This is a genomic window from Acinetobacter beijerinckii CIP 110307, assembly GCF_000369005.1.
Classification (GTDB): domain Bacteria; phylum Pseudomonadota; class Gammaproteobacteria; order Pseudomonadales; family Moraxellaceae; genus Acinetobacter; species Acinetobacter beijerinckii.
In genome coordinates, this window is record NZ_KB849764.1 from 267,694 (window position 1) to 288,056 (window position 20,363).

The 20,363-nt window shown below is 37.3% G+C and carries 20 protein-coding genes, 1 other RNA gene and 1 pseudogene; 9 read left to right on the forward strand and 13 right to left on the reverse strand.

Annotation, left to right across the window (positions count from 1 at the left end; genetic code table 11):
* Positions 1 to 8 precede the first annotated feature (8 nt).
* From hscA to F933_RS02885, 7 genes are all read right to left on the reverse strand, one after another.
* Positions 9 to 1,868, reverse strand: coding sequence for a Fe-S protein assembly chaperone HscA (gene hscA, locus F933_RS02855; protein ID WP_005058363.1), 1,860 nt, complete (start codon positions 1,866 to 1,868; stop codon positions 9 to 11).
* Positions 1,869 to 1,906: 38 nt separating this feature from the next.
* The gene (gene hscB / locus F933_RS02860) at positions 1,907 to 2,425 is read right to left on the reverse strand and encodes a Fe-S protein assembly co-chaperone HscB (RefSeq protein ID WP_005058365.1); all 519 of its coding nucleotides are present in this window, start codon (positions 2,423 to 2,425) and stop codon (positions 1,907 to 1,909) included.
* A gap of 81 nt (positions 2,426 to 2,506) precedes the next feature.
* Positions 2,507 to 2,827, reverse strand: a complete 321-nt coding sequence (gene iscA, locus F933_RS02865; protein ID WP_005053304.1) for an iron-sulfur cluster assembly protein IscA — start codon at positions 2,825 to 2,827, stop codon at positions 2,507 to 2,509.
* Between the two features lie 25 nt (positions 2,828 to 2,852).
* Positions 2,853 to 3,242 carry a Fe-S cluster assembly scaffold IscU gene (gene iscU, locus F933_RS02870; RefSeq protein WP_005053305.1) on the reverse strand — a complete coding sequence of 130 codons (390 nt, stop codon included), beginning with the start codon at positions 3,240 to 3,242 and terminating at the stop codon, positions 2,853 to 2,855.
* A gap of 83 nt (positions 3,243 to 3,325) precedes the next feature.
* Positions 3,326 to 4,543, reverse strand: a complete 1,218-nt coding sequence (locus tag F933_RS02875) for an IscS subfamily cysteine desulfurase (protein ID WP_005058366.1) — start codon at positions 4,541 to 4,543, stop codon at positions 3,326 to 3,328.
* A gap of 1 nt (position 4,544) precedes the next feature.
* Positions 4,545 to 5,018, reverse strand: a complete 474-nt coding sequence (locus F933_RS02880; RefSeq protein ID WP_005053307.1) for an Rrf2 family transcriptional regulator — start codon at positions 5,016 to 5,018, stop codon at positions 4,545 to 4,547.
* Between the two features lie 112 nt (positions 5,019 to 5,130).
* Positions 5,131 to 5,775: a hypothetical protein gene (locus tag F933_RS02885; protein WP_005058367.1), complete on the reverse strand. Its 645-nt coding sequence runs from the start codon at positions 5,773 to 5,775 to the stop codon at positions 5,131 to 5,133.
* Positions 5,776 to 5,983: 208 nt separating this feature from the next.
* Here F933_RS02885 and F933_RS02890 point away from each other — a divergent pair, with 208 nt between their 5' ends.
* The 3 genes from F933_RS02890 to F933_RS02900 all read left to right on the forward strand — a co-directional run bounded on the left by F933_RS02890 (position 5,984) and on the right by F933_RS02900 (position 8,890).
* Positions 5,984 to 6,439: a phasin family protein gene (locus F933_RS02890; protein ID WP_005058368.1), complete on the forward strand. Its 456-nt coding sequence runs from the start codon at positions 5,984 to 5,986 to the stop codon at positions 6,437 to 6,439.
* 167 nt (positions 6,440 to 6,606) lie between these two features.
* Positions 6,607 to 6,879: an HU family DNA-binding protein gene (locus tag F933_RS02895; RefSeq protein ID WP_004878739.1), complete on the forward strand. Its 273-nt coding sequence runs from the start codon at positions 6,607 to 6,609 to the stop codon at positions 6,877 to 6,879.
* Between the two features lie 139 nt (positions 6,880 to 7,018).
* A complete protein-coding gene (locus F933_RS02900) occupies positions 7,019 to 8,890 on the forward strand; it encodes a SurA N-terminal domain-containing protein (protein WP_005058369.1) in 1,872 nt (623 codons plus the stop codon).
* Between the two features lie 63 nt (positions 8,891 to 8,953).
* On the opposite strand, the gene F933_RS02905 is transcribed toward F933_RS02900, so the two are convergent.
* Positions 8,954 to 9,805, reverse strand: coding sequence for a YbgF trimerization domain-containing protein (locus tag F933_RS02905; RefSeq protein WP_005058370.1), 852 nt, complete (start codon positions 9,803 to 9,805; stop codon positions 8,954 to 8,956).
* 325 nt (positions 9,806 to 10,130) lie between these two features.
* Between F933_RS02905 and ffs the strand changes: the two genes are divergently transcribed.
* An RNA gene (ffs, locus tag F933_RS16945) (signal recognition particle sRNA small type) lies at positions 10,131 to 10,227 on the forward strand.
* 10 nt (positions 10,228 to 10,237) lie between these two features.
* Here ffs and F933_RS02910 read toward each other — a convergent pair.
* The 4 genes from F933_RS02910 to F933_RS02925 form a co-directional block, all read right to left on the reverse strand.
* On the reverse strand, positions 10,238 to 10,717 hold the full coding sequence (locus F933_RS02910; RefSeq protein WP_005058371.1) for a regulatory protein RecX: 480 nt from the start codon (positions 10,715 to 10,717) through the stop codon (positions 10,238 to 10,240).
* Between the two features lie 42 nt (positions 10,718 to 10,759).
* Positions 10,760 to 11,803 (reverse strand): recombinase RecA, encoded by a 1,044-nt coding sequence (gene recA / locus F933_RS02915; RefSeq protein WP_005053313.1) that lies wholly within the window; start codon positions 11,801 to 11,803, stop codon positions 10,760 to 10,762.
* Positions 11,804 to 11,961: 158 nt separating this feature from the next.
* Positions 11,962 to 12,390, reverse strand: a complete 429-nt coding sequence (locus F933_RS02920) for an RNA-binding S4 domain-containing protein (protein WP_005058372.1) — start codon at positions 12,388 to 12,390, stop codon at positions 11,962 to 11,964.
* Positions 12,374 to 13,078, reverse strand: coding sequence for an HAD-IA family hydrolase (locus F933_RS02925; RefSeq protein ID WP_005058374.1), 705 nt, complete (start codon positions 13,076 to 13,078; stop codon positions 12,374 to 12,376). The genes F933_RS02920 and F933_RS02925 overlap by 17 nt, the downstream gene beginning before the upstream one ends.
* An 11-nt stretch (positions 13,079 to 13,089) precedes the next feature.
* Here F933_RS02925 and F933_RS02930 point away from each other — a divergent pair, with 11 nt between their 5' ends.
* The 4 genes from F933_RS02930 to F933_RS02945 all read left to right on the forward strand — a co-directional run bounded on the left by F933_RS02930 (position 13,090) and on the right by F933_RS02945 (position 19,168).
* Positions 13,090 to 13,947 (forward strand): 3'(2'),5'-bisphosphate nucleotidase CysQ family protein, encoded by an 858-nt coding sequence (locus F933_RS02930; protein WP_005058375.1) that lies wholly within the window; start codon positions 13,090 to 13,092, stop codon positions 13,945 to 13,947.
* Between the two features lie 54 nt (positions 13,948 to 14,001).
* Positions 14,002 to 14,733, forward strand: a complete 732-nt coding sequence (locus tag F933_RS02935; protein WP_005058379.1) for a histidine phosphatase family protein — start codon at positions 14,002 to 14,004, stop codon at positions 14,731 to 14,733.
* A 198-nt stretch (positions 14,734 to 14,931) separates the two neighbouring features.
* The gene (locus F933_RS02940; RefSeq protein WP_005058380.1) at positions 14,932 to 17,727 is read left to right on the forward strand and encodes a M66 family metalloprotease; all 2,796 of its coding nucleotides are present in this window, start codon (positions 14,932 to 14,934) and stop codon (positions 17,725 to 17,727) included.
* A gap of 178 nt (positions 17,728 to 17,905) precedes the next feature.
* Positions 17,906 to 19,168: a hypothetical protein gene (locus F933_RS02945; RefSeq protein WP_005058383.1), complete on the forward strand. Its 1,263-nt coding sequence runs from the start codon at positions 17,906 to 17,908 to the stop codon at positions 19,166 to 19,168.
* A 50-nt stretch (positions 19,169 to 19,218) separates the two neighbouring features.
* Here F933_RS02945 and rpsT read toward each other — a convergent pair whose 3' ends face one another.
* Entirely contained in the window at positions 19,219 to 19,485 is a 267-nt protein-coding gene (gene rpsT, locus F933_RS02950; RefSeq protein ID WP_005053324.1) for a 30S ribosomal protein S20, read from the reverse strand.
* Positions 19,486 to 19,695: 210 nt separating this feature from the next.
* Between rpsT and F933_RS02955 the strand changes: the two are divergent.
* Positions 19,696 to 20,361: pseudogene (locus F933_RS02955) on the forward strand (Rossmann-fold NAD(P)-binding domain-containing protein).
* Positions 20,362 to 20,363: the final 2 nt, after the last annotated feature.

Sequence of the window (20,363 nt, forward strand, 5' to 3'; positions counted from 1 at the left end):
CTATACCTTTAATTTGAGTTAGACCAATCTTCAAGTTTTGTACCCTTCAAGGCATGGTCAATATGTCGATTCATACGCAGTGCAGCAAATGCATCGCTGTGAATTTTAAGTTGTTGAGCGGCGTGCTCAATTGCTTCAAGCTCATTGGTTTTTAGACGTGCTTTAAGTGCTTCTGCTGCTAAAATTAAATCTCGAGCTTGTTGCTGAGAGAGTAAATCAGTGTCAGCTTTTAAGGCTTGTTCCAATGCTTCTAACTCGCGTTGTGCTTCAACTTTAGTTTCTTGCAAATGACGAAGCTGTTTATCTTCTTCAGCATGTTTGAAACCTTCGACCAATAAGCGTTCTGTATCTGTTTCTGACAATCCATAAGATGGTTTGATATCAATTTGTGCTTGAACACCAGAGGTTGTTTCTTTGGCAGATACAGTGAGTAGACCATCAGCATCAACTTGGAACGTCACTTCAATACGTGCTTGACCCGCGGTCATAGGAGGAATGCCGTGTAAAACAAAACGACCTAATGATCGGCAATGTTCAACTAAATCGCGTTCACCTTGAACTACATGAATCAACATCGCTGTTTGACCATCTTGATATGTCGTAAATTCTTGACGACGAGCAACAGGAATTGCTGTATTACGTGAAATTAAACGTTCAACCAAACCGCCCATCGTTTCTAAACCAAGAGAAAGAGGCGTAACATCAAGCAGCAATGAACCATCTTGGCTATTACCAATCAATTGGTTGGCAGTGATTGAGGCACCAATAGCAACCACTTCATCTGGGTTGATGGTGCATAATGGCTCACGTTCAAATAATTCACGTACAGCTTTTTGTACTGCATATGAACGTGTTGAACCACCAACTAAAACGACATGTTCAATATCATCTAGTTCTAATTTGGCATCACGTAATACGCGTTTACAGACGCTCATCGTTTTATCGAGTGCAACCTGAATGATTGATTCAAATGTTGAACGATCTAAGGTTAAAAGATTGTCGAGTAATTTTAACTCAGCAGACTGATGTTCAGTTAAATATTCTTTTGCTTGACGAGCAGCAATGATAAAAACAGCGTATTCTTCATCGCTTAGAGTATCGATGTTGAGTTGTTTTTTTGCCCATTTAACAATTAGACGATCAAGGTCATCACCACCTAGAGCCGTATGACCACCCGTCGCTAGAACTTCAAAAACACCTTCTGAGAATCGTAAAATTGACACATCAAAAGTACCACCACCTAAATCATAAATCACATAATTACGATCAGTGCTAAGGTTAGTCTCTTGATCTAATCCATAAGCAACAGCAGCAGCAGTAGGTTCATTGAGCAATCGTAAAACATTTAAGCCTGCGAGTTGAGCTGCGTCTCGAGTTGCTTGACGTTGGGCTTCATCAAAATATGCAGGAACTGTAATGACTGCGCCATTTACAGGATTGTTCAAACTTGTTTCTGCTCGGTCTTTTAATTGTTTTAAAATTTCAGCAGAAATTTCGACTGGTGTTTTACGTCCTGCGGCGGTTTCAAACGCAGGCATTTCATTTTCAGCACCTGTAAGCGTATATGGATGCTGAAATTTAATATCTGCTTGTGAACGACCCATAAAGCGTTTAACAGAAACAACAGTATTTTTAGGATCTACCAACATAAAAGGTTTGGCTTCATAACCAAAAGTGGTCACATCCTTGGCAAAATGAACAATAGAGGGCAATAACACTCTATCTTTATCATCTTGTAGAACTTTCGGTTTTCCCGATAGCACTGTCGCCACTAGAGAGTGGGTTGTCCCTAAGTCAATGCCAATCGCAATACGGTGCTGATGCGGGGCAGTCGCTTGACCTGGTTCAGCAATTTGCAAAAGTGCCATGCGTGAGATATCCCTTGAAAATAATTGGTAACAGCGGACTAAAAATCATCATCTAGATTGAAGCTATCGTTATCATCAAGCATGCGATCTTCAGCTTTTTCAATATCATTGACTACGCGTTGGAAGAAACGTAACTTGCGAACTGTATCACGTGCTTCAGCCCAATCTTCCTCAGAATAATCAATTTTAAATTCACGAATGAGACCATCAATCCATTGCTGAATTTCAACTTTCAATGTCTCAAGTTGTGTCGTAGAAGATGCCTCATCGAGTTGTTCACGCATTTCAAGTGCTGATTGCAAAAACTCAAAGTCGCTGATCGATTGGTCAAGATGATGATCTTGTTTTTTTAAGGCAAGCAGGTAGGCTGCACGACTATCAACTTGAGACAGTACTTTATAAGCCTGATTAATATTACTTGACTTGATCAAAGCTTGATCTTTATCGATGGCTTTATCTGGATGATATTGCTGTTGCAAATTTAAAAATTGTTTCTTTAAAATTGCTAAATCTATATCGAGTGCTTCTGGTAGTTGGAACAACTCAAAATGATTCATGGGAGATGAATTCCGATAGTGGTAAATACATCAAAACAGTGCGGAACACACTGTTTTGAAGAAAAAGAAAAAGGGAGTGGGTTAAACAGTAAATGATTCACCGCAACCACATTCACCCTTTTGATTTGGGTTACTAAATTCAAAACCTTCATTGAGACCATTTTTGACATAGTCCATCTCTAAACCATCGAGATAAACTAAGCTTTTAGGGTCAACAAAAACTTTTACACCGAATTGTTCAAATATTTGATCATGTGAATCAACAGCGTCCACAAATTCAAGTACATAAGCCAATCCAGAACAACCCGAAGTTTTCACACCAACACGAATGCCTTCACCCTTACCACGATTTTGTAGGTAATTGCTGATGTGAGTCGCAGCATTTTCAGTTAAATGGATCATGAAAACTCCAATGTTTTTTCGGTAATCACACAGCTTTCGCTTTTTTGCCGCGATAGTCTTCGATCGCAGCTTTAATTGCATCTTCAGCCAATACAGAGCAGTGAACTTTTACTGGTGGCAGAGCAAGCTCAGTTGCAATGTCGATGTTCTTGATGGTTTGCGCTTCATCAAGAGTCTTGCCTTTCAACCACTCAGTTACAAGTGAGCTTGATGCAATTGCAGAACCACAACCATAAGTTTTAAAGCGTGCTTCTTCGATTACGCCATTATCGTCGACTTGAATCTGTAAGCGCATAACATCGCCACAAGCTGGTGCGCCGACCATACCTGTACCTACGTTTTCTGCATTCTTGTCTAATACGCCAACATTACGAGGGTTTTCGTAATGATCAATTACTTTTTCGCTATAAGCCATGTTGCTTCTCCAAAACTCGGGGTCAGCCTAATATTAATTAATATGAGGGTGAAAACACATTTTTCAATTGAAAGTTCAATGAATTAGTGTTCAGCCCATTCAACTGTTGAAAGGTCAATACCTTCTTTATACATATCCCAAAGCGGAGAAAGTTCACGAAGTTTCTCAACAGCAGCTTTGGTAATTGTTAACACGTGATCAATATCTGCTTCAGTTGTGTATTTACCAAAACTAAAACGAATTGAACTGTGTGCTAGCTCATCAGATAAACCTAAAGCACGTAGTACATAAGAAGGCTCTAATGTTGCAGATGTACATGCAGAACCACTTGAAACTGCTGCATCTTTTAATGCCATCATCAATGACTCACCTTCAACAAAGTTAAAGCTGACATTCAAATAGTTTGCAACATTCTGAGTAGGGTGGCCGTTTAAGAATACTTGCTCTAAATCTTGTAAACCATTCCAAAGTTTGTCACGTAATTTGCGAATACGTTCTTGCTCGGCATGCATTGTTTTGCCTGCGATTTCAAACGCTTCACCCATACCTACGATTTGATGTGTTGGTAAAGTACCAGAACGCATACCACGCTCATGGCCACCACCATGCATTTGGGCTTTTAGACGAACACGTGGGCTACGGCGTACAAAAAGTGCACCGATACCTTTTGGGGCGTAAATTTTGTGACCAGAGAAGCTCATTAAGTCAACTTTCATCGTTGAAAGATCGATGTCAACTTTTCCAGCAGCTTGAGCAGCATCGACATGTAAGAATGTCTTATTAGCGCGTGTTAACTCACCAATTGCTGCAACGTCAGTAATCGTACCGATTTCGTTGTTCACCATCATAAGTGAAACAAGAATAGTATCTGGACGTAAAGCAGCTTGAACCATTTCAGGTGTAATTAAACCTGTACGTGGTTCAGGCTCTAAATATGTAATTTCAAAACCTTGTTCTTCAAGTTCGCGACAAGTATCGAGAACCGCTTTGTGTTCAATTTTACTTGTAATAATGTGTTTGCCTTTAGAACCATAAAACTGAGCAATACCTTTTAATGCTAAGTTGTCAGATTCAGTTGCACCTGAAGTCCAAACGATTTCACGTGGGTCAGCTTTGATTAAATTTGCAACTTGCTCACGTGCATATTCAGCTTTTTCTTCAGACTGCCAGCCATAGGCATGTGAACGTGAAGCGGGATTACCAAAAGTTCCTTCGAACGTTAAGCACTCCATCATTTTTTCCGCAACTTCAGGCAGAACAGGAGTGGTTGCTGCGTAATCAAGATAAATTGGACGTTTCATGTCAAATACCTGTAACCGATAAGAGGGCTGAATCTAAACTAACTGTATTTTGACGCAAAGCGACAGTTTGTACATTGTCACGTGCGATAAGATCAGCAAGAGAGATTTTTGCAAGATAATCGGCAATATGGTGGGAGAGTTCTTGCCATAAGTCATGCGTTAAACACATCGCACCATTTTGGCAGTTGCCTTTATGATCGCAACGGGTCGCATCAACAGTTTCATTTACAGCTTCGATGATTTCTAGCACAGTAATTTCAGTGGCATTCCGCGCAAGATGATAACCACCATTTGCTCCGCGTACACTTGAAACTAAGCCATGACGTTTAAGTTTTGCGAATAACTGTTCTAAATAAGCGACTGATATGGATTGACGAGCTGCAATTTCTGCAAGCGTTATCGTTTGTTCAGTTGGCTGCAAAGCTAAATCAAGTAGAGCAGTCACTGCGTAACGACCGCGAGTTGTAAGACGCATGATTCGGTACACATGGTTAGACTAGATGTCTAAATTTTATGAATTCCGACTAAAATAGTCAAGTTTTTTTAATTGGGAATATCAATCAGAAACATGAAATGTGTCTTAATTATTATGCCCATAGATTATACACAAAATATGCAATAAAAATAAAGCTTAATACAGCAAAGCTGATATTGATTAAACGTTGACGTTTCTGCATACGTAGTATGCGATTTTTATATTGTTTAACTTCGACTAATAACGTATTAATTTCCGAGCGTTGTTCATCAATTTTATCTAAAAGAGGTGCTATGCGTTGATGAGATGCCACTGCTTCAGCATCGTCGTTAAAGATACTAAGCCATTGTTTCCAATTCGATAATATACTGCTTAAAGTAAGGTGAGGGACTAAATCAAGCCATTCCTCAATAAGTGTACTGTCACCTAAAATACGCATATTAGAAATGCTACGTTGATTGTTAAACACAAAGATCTTAATTAAATCGATGAGTGTGCTATTAATCTCTAAATCAATTTGACGATCTAATACTTTAGTATCAAACAAAAGACCTTTTTCAGTAAATTGAATATAAAAATCAAAGAAGGGGATGTAGCTATTAATTCGAATAGTGATTTTTCGATCGATGAGTTTCTTGGCTTGAAGGCGTAAAGCAGCATCATGCGTAAGGATGAAAGAAAAAAAAGTTTCTAAAACAATGATGACAATGTTTAGCAACAAATCGGGATGTTTATGTCTTTGTTGCGTATCGCTCATAAGTCTATTTTTCCTTACCAATCAATTTATAAAGCCAAAGTATGTAAACAGTGAGTATCCTTACTCGATTGTTAAAAATAATTTACATGACTTTATTGCTTTGTAGAACAGTTTTTTAAAACGATCAAGTCTTAACTTTGATATTATAAAAACATTTTTATGGTTAAATACGACATACAGTTTGTAAAGTGCTTGGGAGCATGGGTCTATGGATAACTCAAATACAGAAAATACGGGTGAAGACGCAGAGGTGAAAACTAAACTAAAATCAAAGAGTTCTAAGAAATCTGCGCTCGATTTCAAAAAATATACACAACAGATTTGGTTGGCAGGATTAGGTGCATTTTCACGTGCTGAAGAGGAAGGAAATAAATTATTCGACTCTTTAGTCAAGGTTGGAGAAGAGCTTGAATCTAAAACTGTAGACTTCGCTGATAATACTGTTGGTAAAGTGACAGAGAAAGCCAAAGAGTCAGTAACAGATACCAAAGACAAAGTTGAGAAAATCTTAGACACTGGTGTCAACCATTCTCTTAATCGCATTGGACTGGTTACTCCCAAAGATCTTCAGCATATCGAACAACTTTTAGTACAACTGCATATTAAAGTGGACGCACTGATAGAAGAAAATAACGAGTTAAAGTCTAAATTGAATAAAAAGTAAAAAAATTAAAGACACTCGTCTGTTTATGTCGTATTTCAGTATTTATTTTTACTAAATAGCCTTTCTAGTATTGCGTTATCCCCCAAAGCATTGCTATAAAGGCGTCATGGCCTTTTAAACTATAGCCTTGGATCTTAACAAACGATATTAAGAGGATATTTTTTATCATGAATAAATCAGAATTAATTGATGCGATTGCTGAAAAAGGGGGAGTATCTAAATCGGATGCTGGTAAGGCACTCGATGCAACAATTGCGTCAATCACTGAAGCACTTAAAAAAGGTGATACGGTTACTTTAGTTGGTTTTGGTACTTTTAGCGTAAAAGAACGTGCTGCACGTACTGGTCGTAATCCTAAAACTGGTGAAGAGTTGCAAATTAAAGCAAGCAAAGTACCTAGTTTTAAACCAGGTAAGGGTTTAAAAGATTCAGTTGCGTAATCTTTTTAAATCAATAAACGCACCATCTTGGGTGCGTTTTTTATTTATTAAATGAAATCGTTAATTTGCGGCTTTTTCTGCATTCATTCGTTTAGTTTTTTCAGTTAAAATTGCCTCGAAATAAAATATTGGAATTCTCATGGAATCATTTCGTACACTCATTAAGGGGTGGCTTGGCAAAGTCCTTCTCGTTTTGTTTTTGACTCCTTTAGCGCTTGTAGGTATTGAAGGATATTTTAGTGGTGGCAACAAAGCAGATGTAGCGAAATCGGTAAACGATCAGGATATTTCTAATAAAGAAGTAGAAAGTGCAACCAAAAACTATAAAGATCAATATTTATCATTAGTTAAAGGTGATGAATCACTTTTAAATCTGCCTGTTATTCAACAAAAGGCTTTGGATGCATTAATTGCACGTTCACTATTGCAACAACAAGCCGAAAAATTAGGTATTACATTAAGTGATGCTCAGCTAGAGCAAATGCTTGCTCAACAACCTACTTTTCAAGAAAATGGTCAATTTTCGCAAAAGCTTTATGAAAATTACTTACGTTCTGTTGGGATGACCAATCAAGCTTTGATCACAAGTTTACGCCAAGATCATGCTTTGAAAATGATCTCATCAACTTTGATGGATTATGCTTTGGTAAGTCAGTCTGATTTACAACAGCTTGCAAATTTACAAACAGAACAACGTACTTTGCATTTAGCAAGTATCAAGTTAGATGATTATAAAAAAGGCTTAACTGTATCTAATCAGGAAATTGCTGATTACTACAACAAGCATAAAAATGAATTTAAACAAGTTGCCAGTGTCGATGTTGATTATGTTGTATTGAGCCCATCGTTACTACCTCAAGCGAATTTAGCTGTTACTGATGCAGACTTACAGCAAGCCTATAAAGCATTTGTAGATAAACAACAGCAAGAAGCTAAGCGCGAAGTTAAACATATTTTAATCACAACAGATTCTCGTAATGATGCAGCCGCTCAGAAGCTAGCAAATGAAGTTTATGCTAAAATTCAAGCAGGTATGACATTTGCTCAAGCCGCAGCAGAGTTCTCGGAAGATCCAGGTTCAAAAGCGCAGGGTGGTTTGGTTGATTCATATGCACCAGGTGTTTTCTCAGCAGATTTTGATAATGCTGTAAATGCATTGAAAAATGGTCAAATTTCTAAACCTGTAAAAACACAATATGGCTATCACTTGATTGAGGCAAATTCTCCAACAGTAAAACTGCCATCATTTGAATCAGAAAAAGCACGCCTTACTGCTGAAATGCAGAAAGCGAAGACTGCAAATTTATTTAGTGACACCGTCAATAATCTAAATGAAATGGTTGTCGGGAATGACTCATTGGATGCAGTAGCACAAGAAGTTAAAGCTGCAAGAGTTCAATCTGCGAATGGCATAACATTAGCAACTCAAGATCTGATCTTAAGTGATTTGAGTGTTAAAGCTAAGCTATTTAGCGACGACGTTAAAAATGGTGATCGCAACGCATCTTCTAATATCCAGTTAGCAAATGGTGACACAGTTTGGATAAAAGTACGAAACTATCATCAAGCAGGCATTAAACCTTTAGCTCAAGCAACTTCAGCGGTTAAGGCTAAAGTGATTGAAGAAAAAGCGTATAAAGCTGCTCAAGCAAAAATAGCAACTATTTTAGCTGATTTCAAAACGCAACCTGCTGCACAAGTTGTTCCTAAGGCACAAGTTACTTTTGAGAATGCAGGTACCTTTGCTCGTTCTCAGGGGTTGAAGCGTGAAATTGAGCGTGCTGCATTTAGTATTCCAGCACCAACTAAAGAAGGTATGTGGTCAGCTACTACAGCTAAATTGCCGAATGAGTTGGTGATTGTTGCTGTCTCAAATGTAAATACTGAAGCTGCTCGAGCTTTACCACCAGAACAGTTGGCTGAATTAGCAAAACTTTACCAACAATTCCGTGGTCAGCAAATTTTAGAAGATTATACTGAGTATCTAAAATCTCAAGCGAAGATCAAATAATTTTGCTCTAAGCAATAAAAAACCAGTTCTTTTGAACTGGTTTTTTATTGAATGAATTACAAGCTACTTTTTCTGGATAAATTTTGCTTCTTCAGATTGAGGGTATTGGTTTAACAACTTGGTTTTATATTGATTAGCTAATGCATTATTTTTATCGACTTCTTTTGCAATGCTATAAAGTTGATAAACGGCACGAGATGCTTTTGCAGAATTTGGATAGCGCGTAGCAACAATATTGTAGTTTTGTTTTGCTGCTTTATAGTCAACTGGTTCAATAGCTAAATAAAATTCAGCTAGCCAAAAATATGCATTTCCAACATAAATACCATTTGGATGGTTCTTAATAAAGTTTTGCATGGGTTGAATGGCTTTTTTTGCTCCACCTTGCTTATAGGCATCCAAGGCAACCGTATATGCTGCTTTCTCTAACTCAATTTGATTATTGGTGCTGTTGGTTGTGGCTGTTGAGTTTTGTTGTGGTTGAACGACAGGTGTTTGAAGCTGTGCAGGTGCAGTTTGCTGCGCAGTAACACCAGTTGCAGTGTTGTCTGATGCTGAAGTGTTTGTACTGGCTGTTTCTGTTGTTGCATTCTCTGTTTCAGTATTTTCTTCTGGCGGATCAATTTTTTGAGAGAGCAGTTCTAAACGTTGATCTAAGTCTGTATAGCGATTTGCTAACTCTTTTTTTAGTTGCTCAATTGCGTTGTCATGTTCTTCAAGCTGACCTCTTAATTTACGAATGTCTTCTTCAAGCTTTTGGTTTTTTTGCATGATTTCCCAGTTTAAGCTCGGAGTACCTGCAACCACGCTATTTGCTTGTTGTTGACTTAACGATCGGGATTCAATAGGAATATTGGCATATAAATGTGTGCTGCCAAATAGCGCTATAAACAATGCAGAATGCTTTTTTAGCATGAAAATTCGTCCATAAAGTTTGAAATAAAGCTAAAGGCAAACAAGTCTTTATTCTTCACTTGTTATATGCCTGATATACGATTTTTGATTTAGTCATTAAAACAGCAACTCATGTAAATGCAATACATGTTTACAATCTTCAAGCACTTTTGAATAGAAATAGTTCGATTCTGTTTAATCTTTAAACATGATTTAGTGTGAATAGTGATTTTGAAATAGTGATTGATGCTGATTTAAGCAATTGAATCAAAAAATGAATTAAATACATAAGCAAGACTTGCAACACGAATAAAAATCTCTATACTCTATCTTGCAATGGTAGCCCTGCTGGTAGCTTCGCAATTGTACTCTATGAACCCCGCCAGGACCGGAAGGTAGCAACGGTAATAGAACTATGATGTGCCGAAGTCATGCTAGTAGGGTTGCCACCATTTATTCTTCGCTCGTTCGAGCAATCGCTTTCATAATCACATCCATATCAAATCCTCTATATTGTAAAAATCGAATTTGCTTGGCTTTTATTTTTTGGTCTTTTGTGACTTCTTCGCCAAATTTCTTTATCTTCAATTGATACGCTTGTTGTAACCAGTCTACTTCTTCTAATTCTTGTGTAATCAGCTCGGCATCTAGATGTTTAGCTTTTAATGTTTGCTTAATACGCTGTAAACCTTTTCCTTTTCGAATTTGACTTGCAAGTGTTAGTTCGGCTACACGTTGATCACTTTGATAATTTTGTTCTGCTAGTTCTTCTACTAGCTTTGTCACTTCCTCTGGGTTGACTGCATATTGATTAAGCTTAGTTATTAATTCAACTTGAGAGTAATCACGACGAGTCAGTAGAGCAAAGGCGTAAGAGCGTAATCTTGAGCCTGTAAGCGTTTTAGGTTTCTCAGTCTTATCTGAATTAAACATAGTTTCCTCATTAAAGAAAAACGCCCCGAAGGGCGTTTCAGTTTAGCTTTCTAAATACTCTGGCTCTTCAATTTCAGCCTGGGCTGCTTCATTTTTGTTTTTGGTGAGAAGCTGCTCACGAATGACCTTTTCAATTTCTTGAGCCATCACTGGATTCTCTTCAAAATGACGAATCACGTTATTTTTACCTTGTCCAATTTTATTACCTTGATATGAATACCAAGCACCCGCTTTTTGGACGATATCTTGTTGAACAGCTAAATCAACAAGTTCACCTAATTGGTTCGTGCCTTTACCATACATAATTTGGAAGACTGCTTCTTTGAACGGAGGTGCCATTTTGTTTTTAACAACTTTAACGCGTGTTTCGTTACCTGTAATTTCATCGCCTTCTTTAACTGCACCAATACGACGAATATCCAAACGAACAGAAGCATAGAATTTGAGTGCGTTACCGCCAGTTGTTGTTTCTGGGCTACCAAACATCACACCAATCTTCATACGAATTTGGTTAATGAAGATCACCATACAATTTGAGCGTTTTGCATTACCTGTGATTTTACGTAATGCTTGACTCATCAAACGTGCCTGTAGACCCATATGTGAGTCACCCATTTCGCCTTCAATCTCGGCTTTTGGGGTAAGTGCAGCAACGGAGTCGACAACAATGAGATCAATTGCACCTGAGCGAACCAGCATATCTGCAATTTCTAAAGCTTGTTCACCGTGGTCAGGCTGGGAAACGAGCAAATTATCAATATCAACACCCAATTTACGAGCGTATTCAGGATCTAAAGCATGTTCGGCATCGATAAAGGCACATGTACCACCATTCTTTTGACATTGCGCAATTGCTTGTAATGTCATGGTTGTTTTACCTGATGATTCAGGACCGTAAATCTCAACAATACGACCTTTAGGTAATCCACCAATTCCTAGTGCAATATCTAGGGTTAATGAACCTGTAGAAACTGCTTCAACAGCTAATACGGTATTGTCGCCTAAGCGCATTACTGTATTTTTACCAAATTGCTTCTCAATCTGACCTAAGGCAGCTTGTAGCGCTTTGCTTTTATTATCATCCATCTCAAAACCTCAAAACTTTATTTCTTAACGACTAACCCAAGTGGATGTACTGAATCTCAACTTGTTGGGACTTAGGTATAGTGGCAGATTCTAGTTGTTTATTCCACATCTGATCTGTGTCAATACGACACAAAATGACGCATCCAAATTAGAAAATTTTATTCATCATGATAAGACCATGATTGTACATTTTCTTGTTTAAAACGATTGATATGACGACGATCTTTTTTACTTGGTCGATGATCAGGTCGGGCTAGATTATGCAATTTTCGTTGTGAGGCATGCAACTCTCGACGCTCAATACTTTCAGCTGTTTCTTCATAAAGTAACTGTGCGGTAGGCGCACCACCACGGATAGCAGAAAGTGCTTTAATCACGACTGTTTTCTTTTCAAAGCCTTGTTGAATCGTAAGTTCCATGCCGACACGAACATCTCTAGAAACTTTGACACGATCATTGTGGTGATGGACTTTGCCACCTTCGATTGCAGCTTTAGCAATTGAGCGTGTTTTAAAAAAACGTGCTGCCCAAAGCCATTTATCAATACGCATGGCATCCATGCTTTCTGGTTCATGCTGTCTTGGCATCTGTTACCTGTTGGTTGGTTTCAAGATAATCAAAAAGTTCAGTTAAATGATCAAGTGCAGGATAAGCTAACTCGGTTTTTGATCTAGGCATTTTATTGCTTGAAGGCTGTAAAATGCTGAATAATTGATGTATACCAAAGTCCTCAGCACCTTTAAGTACAGCAACAGTATCATCAATGAATACAGCTTGTGCAGGATCAAATGGATGCAAGAGTTGAAGCTTTTGCCAGAACGCCACTTCTTCTTTGGCATGTCCAAGTTCTTCACTGCTGACCATAAGTTCAAAGTAGGGGCTTAACTCAACATTTTCAAGTTTTAGTTCTAAACCAGCGCGGTCTGCATTGGTCAGTAACCAACAGCGATAACCTTGTGCGTTTAATTGTTTTAATAATTCATGACAACCGATTCTGGCTTTGATTTTATCTCGATGATCATATTGTAATTGAATAACATCCACACCAACTTTCTCAGTCCAGTAAGCCGAAGAATACCAAGATAGTGTATGCTTATGTTGTTGGTAAAATTGAAACAGCGTTTTTTGACTTTGTTCTAAACTATACTGATGCACTTGAGCATGACGCTCAGGCAAACACTGATTCCAAATAAAATCATCAAATGCTAAATCGAGTAATGTACCATCCATGTCAAACATGGCGATAGGCTGCTGCTGTAAATCTGAATATGACATAAGGTTAATCTATGTTTATTAAAACGCTTGCTCCACAAGACCACTTGATTTCACAACTTGTGCCAATTATGGCGCAGGCAAGTCAAATATTATTGGAAGAATACCAAAGTTATTGTGCTGGATGCGAGTTTAATATTCAGGAAAAAAGTGATGATTCACCTGTTACGCAAGCTGATTTAAAAGTAAATCATTTTCTACTCAAACAATTGGCAACAGTAACGCCTGAATTACCTGTATTGTCAGAAGAAAGTGATTACTCTGCGCGAGCAGAATGGAAAAGTTGTTGGATGCTTGATCCTTTAGATGGTACTAAAGAATTTATTCATGAGCGCGATGAATTTACAATTAATCTTAGTCTGATTGAAAATAATGAAACAACATTTGCGATTATTGCAGTGCCTTGCGAGCAACTTATATATATCGGCTATACATCGCAACTACCATATAAATACAGTATTAGTCGTGATGAATGGTATCAATATCAAATTGAAGAACATGCTTTAGAAGCACCTATTCAGATTGGCTTAAGTCATCACAGTAAAAATCCAAAATATAAAAACTTCATTGAACCAATTTTACGTTTTCGTGAAGTAGAGCGTCGTGAAGCTGGCAGTGCTTATAAATTTTGTATGATGCTTGAAGGTGAAATTGATATTTATCCTCGTTTTCATCCAACGTCAGAATGGGATACCAGTTCAGGGCAATCTTTATTGGAAAGTATTGGTGGTGGTTTAATGACATTAGATGGTAAACCCTTCCAATATAATCAGCGTGAGACTGTTTTAAATAATGGCTTTATCGCATTTAAAGATCAATATAGTAAAAAAATAGCTTATGAAGCTTTACGTGATTCTGGGATTTTAGATTGAGAGTTTGGCTATGCATGTTATAGTGGCTTAAACATTTATTTTTAATAATTAAATATGGCCCTGCATTTACTGCCGAAAAGTATGTTTGAAGCGATTGATTTGCTTCCTGATACTTCAATCCCCGTTACTTTATTTACACGCCATTCATTACGTGAACTGGTGAATGGACAGGGCTTGGCTGGATATGATTTGCAATTAACAGAGCAGGGACGAGAACTTGCTTATGTTTGGGGGCAATATTTAATTCAGAATTCTGATCGAGCTATTCAGCATTGTATTTCTAGTCCAATCCAACGTTGTGTTGATACCGCAGCGTTAATGATTGAAGGTGCTGATGTAACTCATAAAGTTAAAAATACGCATACCATTGAAATCGTTGAGCAGCGGTTATTGGTAGAGCCAGGTAGTTTTGTATTAGATATTCAGCAAGCCGCCCCATATTTTCGTAAACAGGGTGCATTAGGCTTTATTAATAGTTTTGTTAACAATGCTTTGCCGGGAATGAAACATCCGATTACAGGTGTATTTGATGTTTTGGAACTGCTTTACCACACGCATCCAACTCAGCAAAAAGGACTCAGTTTGGCAGTGAGTCATGATACGATTTTAGCTGCAATAGTTGCAGTTATTTCGGGTAAAAATCAAATTGATCAGGCAGATTGGCCAGACATGATGGAAGGCTTATTTGTATGGTTCGAGGGAGAGGATTTTAGCAACAGTAAATTAAAATGGATTTGGCGTGGAAAAAAACAAGAACTAGTCATTAAAGATTTTAAAAATAAATAAAAAAATGGTTCTTATTCACATAATATTTAATATTTGTTGACTGAGCTGACAAAAGTTCATGTATTTGATCATTCGATAAATTACATACAATCCAAAAAACTTGTTATTATATTAAGTGTATGATTTCTAATAATTTTAACTATTACACATAAATTATACTTATCAATATTCTAATACACTTTTTCTTGGGGAAATGTGATGCAATTACGACTTAAACATTTAACAGTATGCTTATTATCAACCATGCTGATTGCTTGTGGCGGAGGTGGAGAGGGTGAAAATAATCCTAAACCGAATGAACCGCCTAAAGACAACTCTTCAGGTTCAGAGAATAACCAGAATCCAAAGCCCGATGGTGGGAGTAATGAATTACCGGGTGATGGGTCTGCTGAAACACCCGATAATGGATCAGGAAGTGAAAATCCTGCTCCAGTTCCAGAAAAGTATCCTGAACCTAAAAAAGATGCAATGGATGATTCGATTTTAGGTTTTTACGATTATGATAAATTAGGTCAAACACGTGTCTTAAGAAATGATTTAACAGGTAGTTTTGCTGCAATGATTCAGTTTGCACAAAGCCATGTAGTCAATCCTAAAAATAATGAAAAAGATTCAATGCCACGTTTAACGACTGAGAAGGATGCATTATTACTAGTAAGTCCTTTGGCTGAAATGGGTGATCTACAACAGCTACAAGTCGGAATATATCAAGGTAGTCAACTTGTACGAACTGTAAAATTAAAGGAACCTTCGCGGATTGCTGCTTCAGATCAATCCAATTCAGATACACGATCACCTGTAAACTATTCTAAACGTGCGTGGACAGTCGCATTAAAATGGAATGAAATTAGAGCGGGTCTAAATCTTCGAATCATTGATCCAATAAATAACCGCGTTGGTGAATTAACCGCAGAGAATATTGATTTGGCTGCGCCAGGTGAGTTGGTTGTACAAAATATTCGTTTAGGTTTATTGACAGATTCGCCTAAATCCAATGGTCACTATATGTTATTGGAGCCAGAAAAGGCTGGAACTGATTATTTTCAAACTATTCCTGCTGCTCGAATGATTGTCTCAAAATATGAAGATCTCAAGTTGGACAAAGTAATGGTTGCAAGTGGCGTCATTTATGACGTTGCGAGCTCGACAACGGGTGATGTATATAGTGGAGATATGCGTGAGAACACCGCTAAGTCGACTTTTGGTGTAGGCATAAATCTTGCCAATTGGGGAATTACTAGTGCATCAATGGCAAGCCAAGAACAACCACAACTTACTCAAAGTGTGATCACGCATTATGCACGAGGAAAGTATAGTAATGGTGATGTCACGCATGGTCTAAGTGGTGGTAATGGTATGCTGACACTTATCGATTCTGTAGGAAATGAATTTAGTCATGAAATCGGTCATCACTACGGATTAGGGCATTACCCTGGCTCTGTAGGCAATAATATGTTTTGGGCAGCGCATCATGCGGATAGTGGATGGGGTTATATCGCCTTTAGAAATAAAATGCGAGGTAATTTAAACTGGTCAACCACGAATTTGGGTGATGGTAGTAATGGTGTGCCCAATTTTCTAAATAAGTATGCCTATGGTTGGGATGCAATGTCAGGCGGGGCAACGGCAAGTAGCATCTCTAAATATACGCATTACACTGGTTATAGCACTTATCTTAAAATCCAACCTGCATTTGATCGCTACGTTTGGGACGCTTCTTCACCTACAGGGTATAAAAAGTGGAACTCTATTACACGTACAATGGATGTTGCACAGCCAAAAACGCCTAACTCAAATAATGTTTGGTATAACAGTGCTGATGGTAATTACTTGAAACCAAGATTATTTAGTGTGCCTGTTTATACAATTTTAGGTGGCTATGATCCTGTTAATCAAAAAGGTTTAATCTATCCAGCGGCTAAAGGAAATTGGGGAAATGTGTTTAATTTACCGCAGGTTAATCCAAACAGTGCTACAGCACAGTGTTGGCTCAATATTCAGTTTGCGAGTGCTAGTCAAAATATTGCATTAGCACCTCAGCGGATGAATACCAATAGTAATGCGAATAAATTCCATGTAAATGTGGCGCAAAGTGAATCACCTCAACAAGCTAAACTGTATTGTAAAAAAGCAAATGAAGCAGCAGTTTTACTTTCAAGCATCACTATTCCTGCAACAAACACACCATTATCACCTTACGTCGTGATTGGTAAAGAAGCTGGATACTCAGCATTAAAGGCGATTGAACTTCCACATTTTGAACAAGCGTTGCTACAAAATAAGGATAAAGCAGTCGTAAGTCTTTCTCCTGAATCTAAATTATTATTTGATTCATATCGTACATTTAAAGATGAGTTATCACTTGATGCTCAAAATGAGATGCAACGTTTTGTTCAACAGCAAATTAAACTTTATCGATTAAATCGTTGGATCAATGTTTATCGTTCAGATTTAACCAATTTAAACGCTGATGCTGTAACTGCATTTAATGCATTTGTTGAAAAATTGGATTTAAAAAATGATTTTACGTTCAATTCTACAAGCACACTCATGAACAAGACCAACTGTTTAAAAGTTGAAAAATTAGCAACGGGTCAATTAAATACTTTTATTAGTGGGGCAAGTGGTTGTACAGGAGATGACTCTGAAAAGTGGATGTATGATGCTTTAGGTAAAATTCATAATAAGCAATATATTGATCAATGTTTAACAACACTGTCTGGTAATGTGGTTAATTTAATGCCTTGTAGTGGTACAGCATCTCAGATTTGGGAAGTGGATACCGCACAACAGGCGATCAAACAATCTAATCAATGTTTTGATTTAGAGGGTGGTTATCTTACTAATAATCGTGCTCGTTTAATCCGCTATAGATGTACCAATGGCGGGAATCAAAAATGGACATCGCTTCCAATAAATAACAGCTTAATTCTGGCTGGTTTATCATCGAAAAACCTACCAATCGCAACAAAATTACTTAAGGTTAATCCGTAGGTGATATTTTAAGTCTTTGTATTGAATTAATGGCATAAAACCTTGCATAGGATTTATGCCATTTCTTTTAAATAACAAGTTACATATAAGTTTAAAAACTGTGCTTTCAAAAAAATCTCTTTTTGGGCATTATAAAAAAATAAAAAAAGATAAACTTGACGCATAATTGGATAAAAAGATGTTATTAAACACGATTTATTTGTGGGAATCTGAGATATTTACAGGTAAAGTTCCTGCCGAAGATGATTCACATCAGGCTGCATTAGAGTTGCACCAACAATATGGCAAAGTATCAAGTCATGGTAAAACGTTGAAGGCTTGGTTAGATTTATTTTCGAGTAAAATTTGTGATCCAGAATATCAAAATTATTTTACAGATCAGACCCAACAGTGGGTAAGTTCGCTGAAGGAACAATTTTCTCAGGGATTATCTGCAAGTGTGCAACTAGATGTTCTTGCTTTAGAAGCACAAAACGATGCCTTGTATCGCGTATTTTATGAAGCGGTACATGCAACGGGTGTAGGCTGTTATGAGCCTGATTATAATATATGGGCAATAGGTGAGCTTCAATCACCCCAAGATGCTATTTCAACAATGTTGCAGCCTTATTTGTTAGCGCCATTAATTGCAAAACAAACAGAAACTCATATGGTTGATAAAGTAGCCATAAATCGCAGTGAATTTCAGATTCCTCAAAATATGAATGAAGCTGAACAATTGATGAGTAAATGGTTTCAAGAACAATCTTATTCGCGAGATCTAAAGCTGAATGTTTTTAACATTGCACATGACTATATCTCTCGTTGGGGGAATGTTGAGCATCCTGAACGTTCAATTGATACAGGGTATCGATGTTTTTTATTAACGCAGCAATATGATGGTATTTTTTATCAGCTTAAATTGGTGCTAAGAAAATTAACCATTAGCCCAATGGTCTCTTTTGCTATAGATATGACCAATCGATTTATTCCTACAGAATTACAAGAACAAATACCTGAACGTCTTATTTTTCGATTGAGACCAGTTGATATTGTAACTCTTGATCAATTTAGTCAAAAAGATAAATTAAGTTTCGATTTGTCTGGAAGATGGGATTCCGCCAACGATATCCATAAGTTTCTTAGTCAATTAGATGCTTATATCAATTTTATTTTTTCGCATTTAGGTCATGGAAATATAGATAACTTACAAGCTTGGGCATATCACGCTATGCCATTAAATCAGCGAGTTGATTTGGATTTTCGTGTAGAGTTAATGATGATTGCCCTAAGCCAAGATCATGATTTCCTGAATGAACGATATCAATTCTATAAGACGTTATTTATTCAAAATAATTTAAGAGCGCACGATTTATTTTTATTGGAAGATAGCTACAAATGCTGTCAAAAAATTATAGCAATTGTGCAAAATGAAAGAACATGCTTGTCACCATTTGCATAAACTGAAGGCAATAAAAAAGCCCGAAAATCGGGCTTTTTTATACGATCAAATTAGTTAGCTAACGCTTTAACTTGAGCATTTAAGCGGCTCTTGTGACGAGCAGCTTTGTTTTTGTGGATGATACCTTTATCAGCCATACGGTCGATTACAGGTACAGCTGTTTTATAAGCTTCTGAAGCAACAGCATAATCACCAGCAGCGATCGCATTTACAGTACGTTTGATGTAAGTACGAACCATAGAACGCAAGCTTGCGTTGTGTTTGCGTGCTTTAACGTTTTGACGAGCACGTTTTTTAGCTTGAGCAGAGTTTGCCACTCGTGCACTCCTTAAAAATAAGTTGGTCTGGGCGGGCTGAAGTTAAAACCAATAAATTGGCAACATTCACCAGCCCGTAAACAAGTGGCATATTTTGAGGAAACTAAGCCCCGAAGTCAAGCTTTGTCATGTTTTTAAGTGCATTTAACAGATGATAAACGTGCAAGAAAACGTTACATTAGGTCGAGTAATGACTTAAGTGGAATAAAAATGAAAATAGGTGATAAAAAAGCAATCGTCATTGGTGCAACCGGATTAGTCGGACAAGCCTTGATTGATGAGTTACAACAATTAGAAGATTTTAGTGCAATTACAGTTATTGTACGTAAAAAGTCTGACACATTAAATGCTTATAGCAAGGTGACTCAGCTGGTTTTAGAAGATTTTCTTTTACTCAATGATGAAGATGTAAGTTCACATACACATGCTTTTAGTTGTTTGGGTAGTACGATAAAACAAGCAGGTTCTAAACAAGCATTTTATGCAATTGATTATGAAATTAACGCGCATTTTGCAGACCTAATTCAAGATAAAAATATTCATTTCTTAATTGTGAGCGCATTAGGTGCTGATGCAAATTCGCCTATTTTTTATAATAAAGTGAAAGGTGAGTTGGAGGATTATCTGAAAAGTTTATCAATTTATAAACTATCTATTTTTCAGCCTTCGCTTTTAATTGGCAAATGAAGTGATGTTCGTATTTTAGAGGACGTAGCGCAAACTTTATTTAAATTGGTTGAAAAAACATGGACCAAGCCGTTTAAATTTAAACCTGTAACCGCTGAGCAATTAGCGCATACAATGGTTGTTGCAGCGCAAAGTCAGACCGCCATATTCAAACTTTATGACAATTTAAGCATACAACAAACGCAGTAATG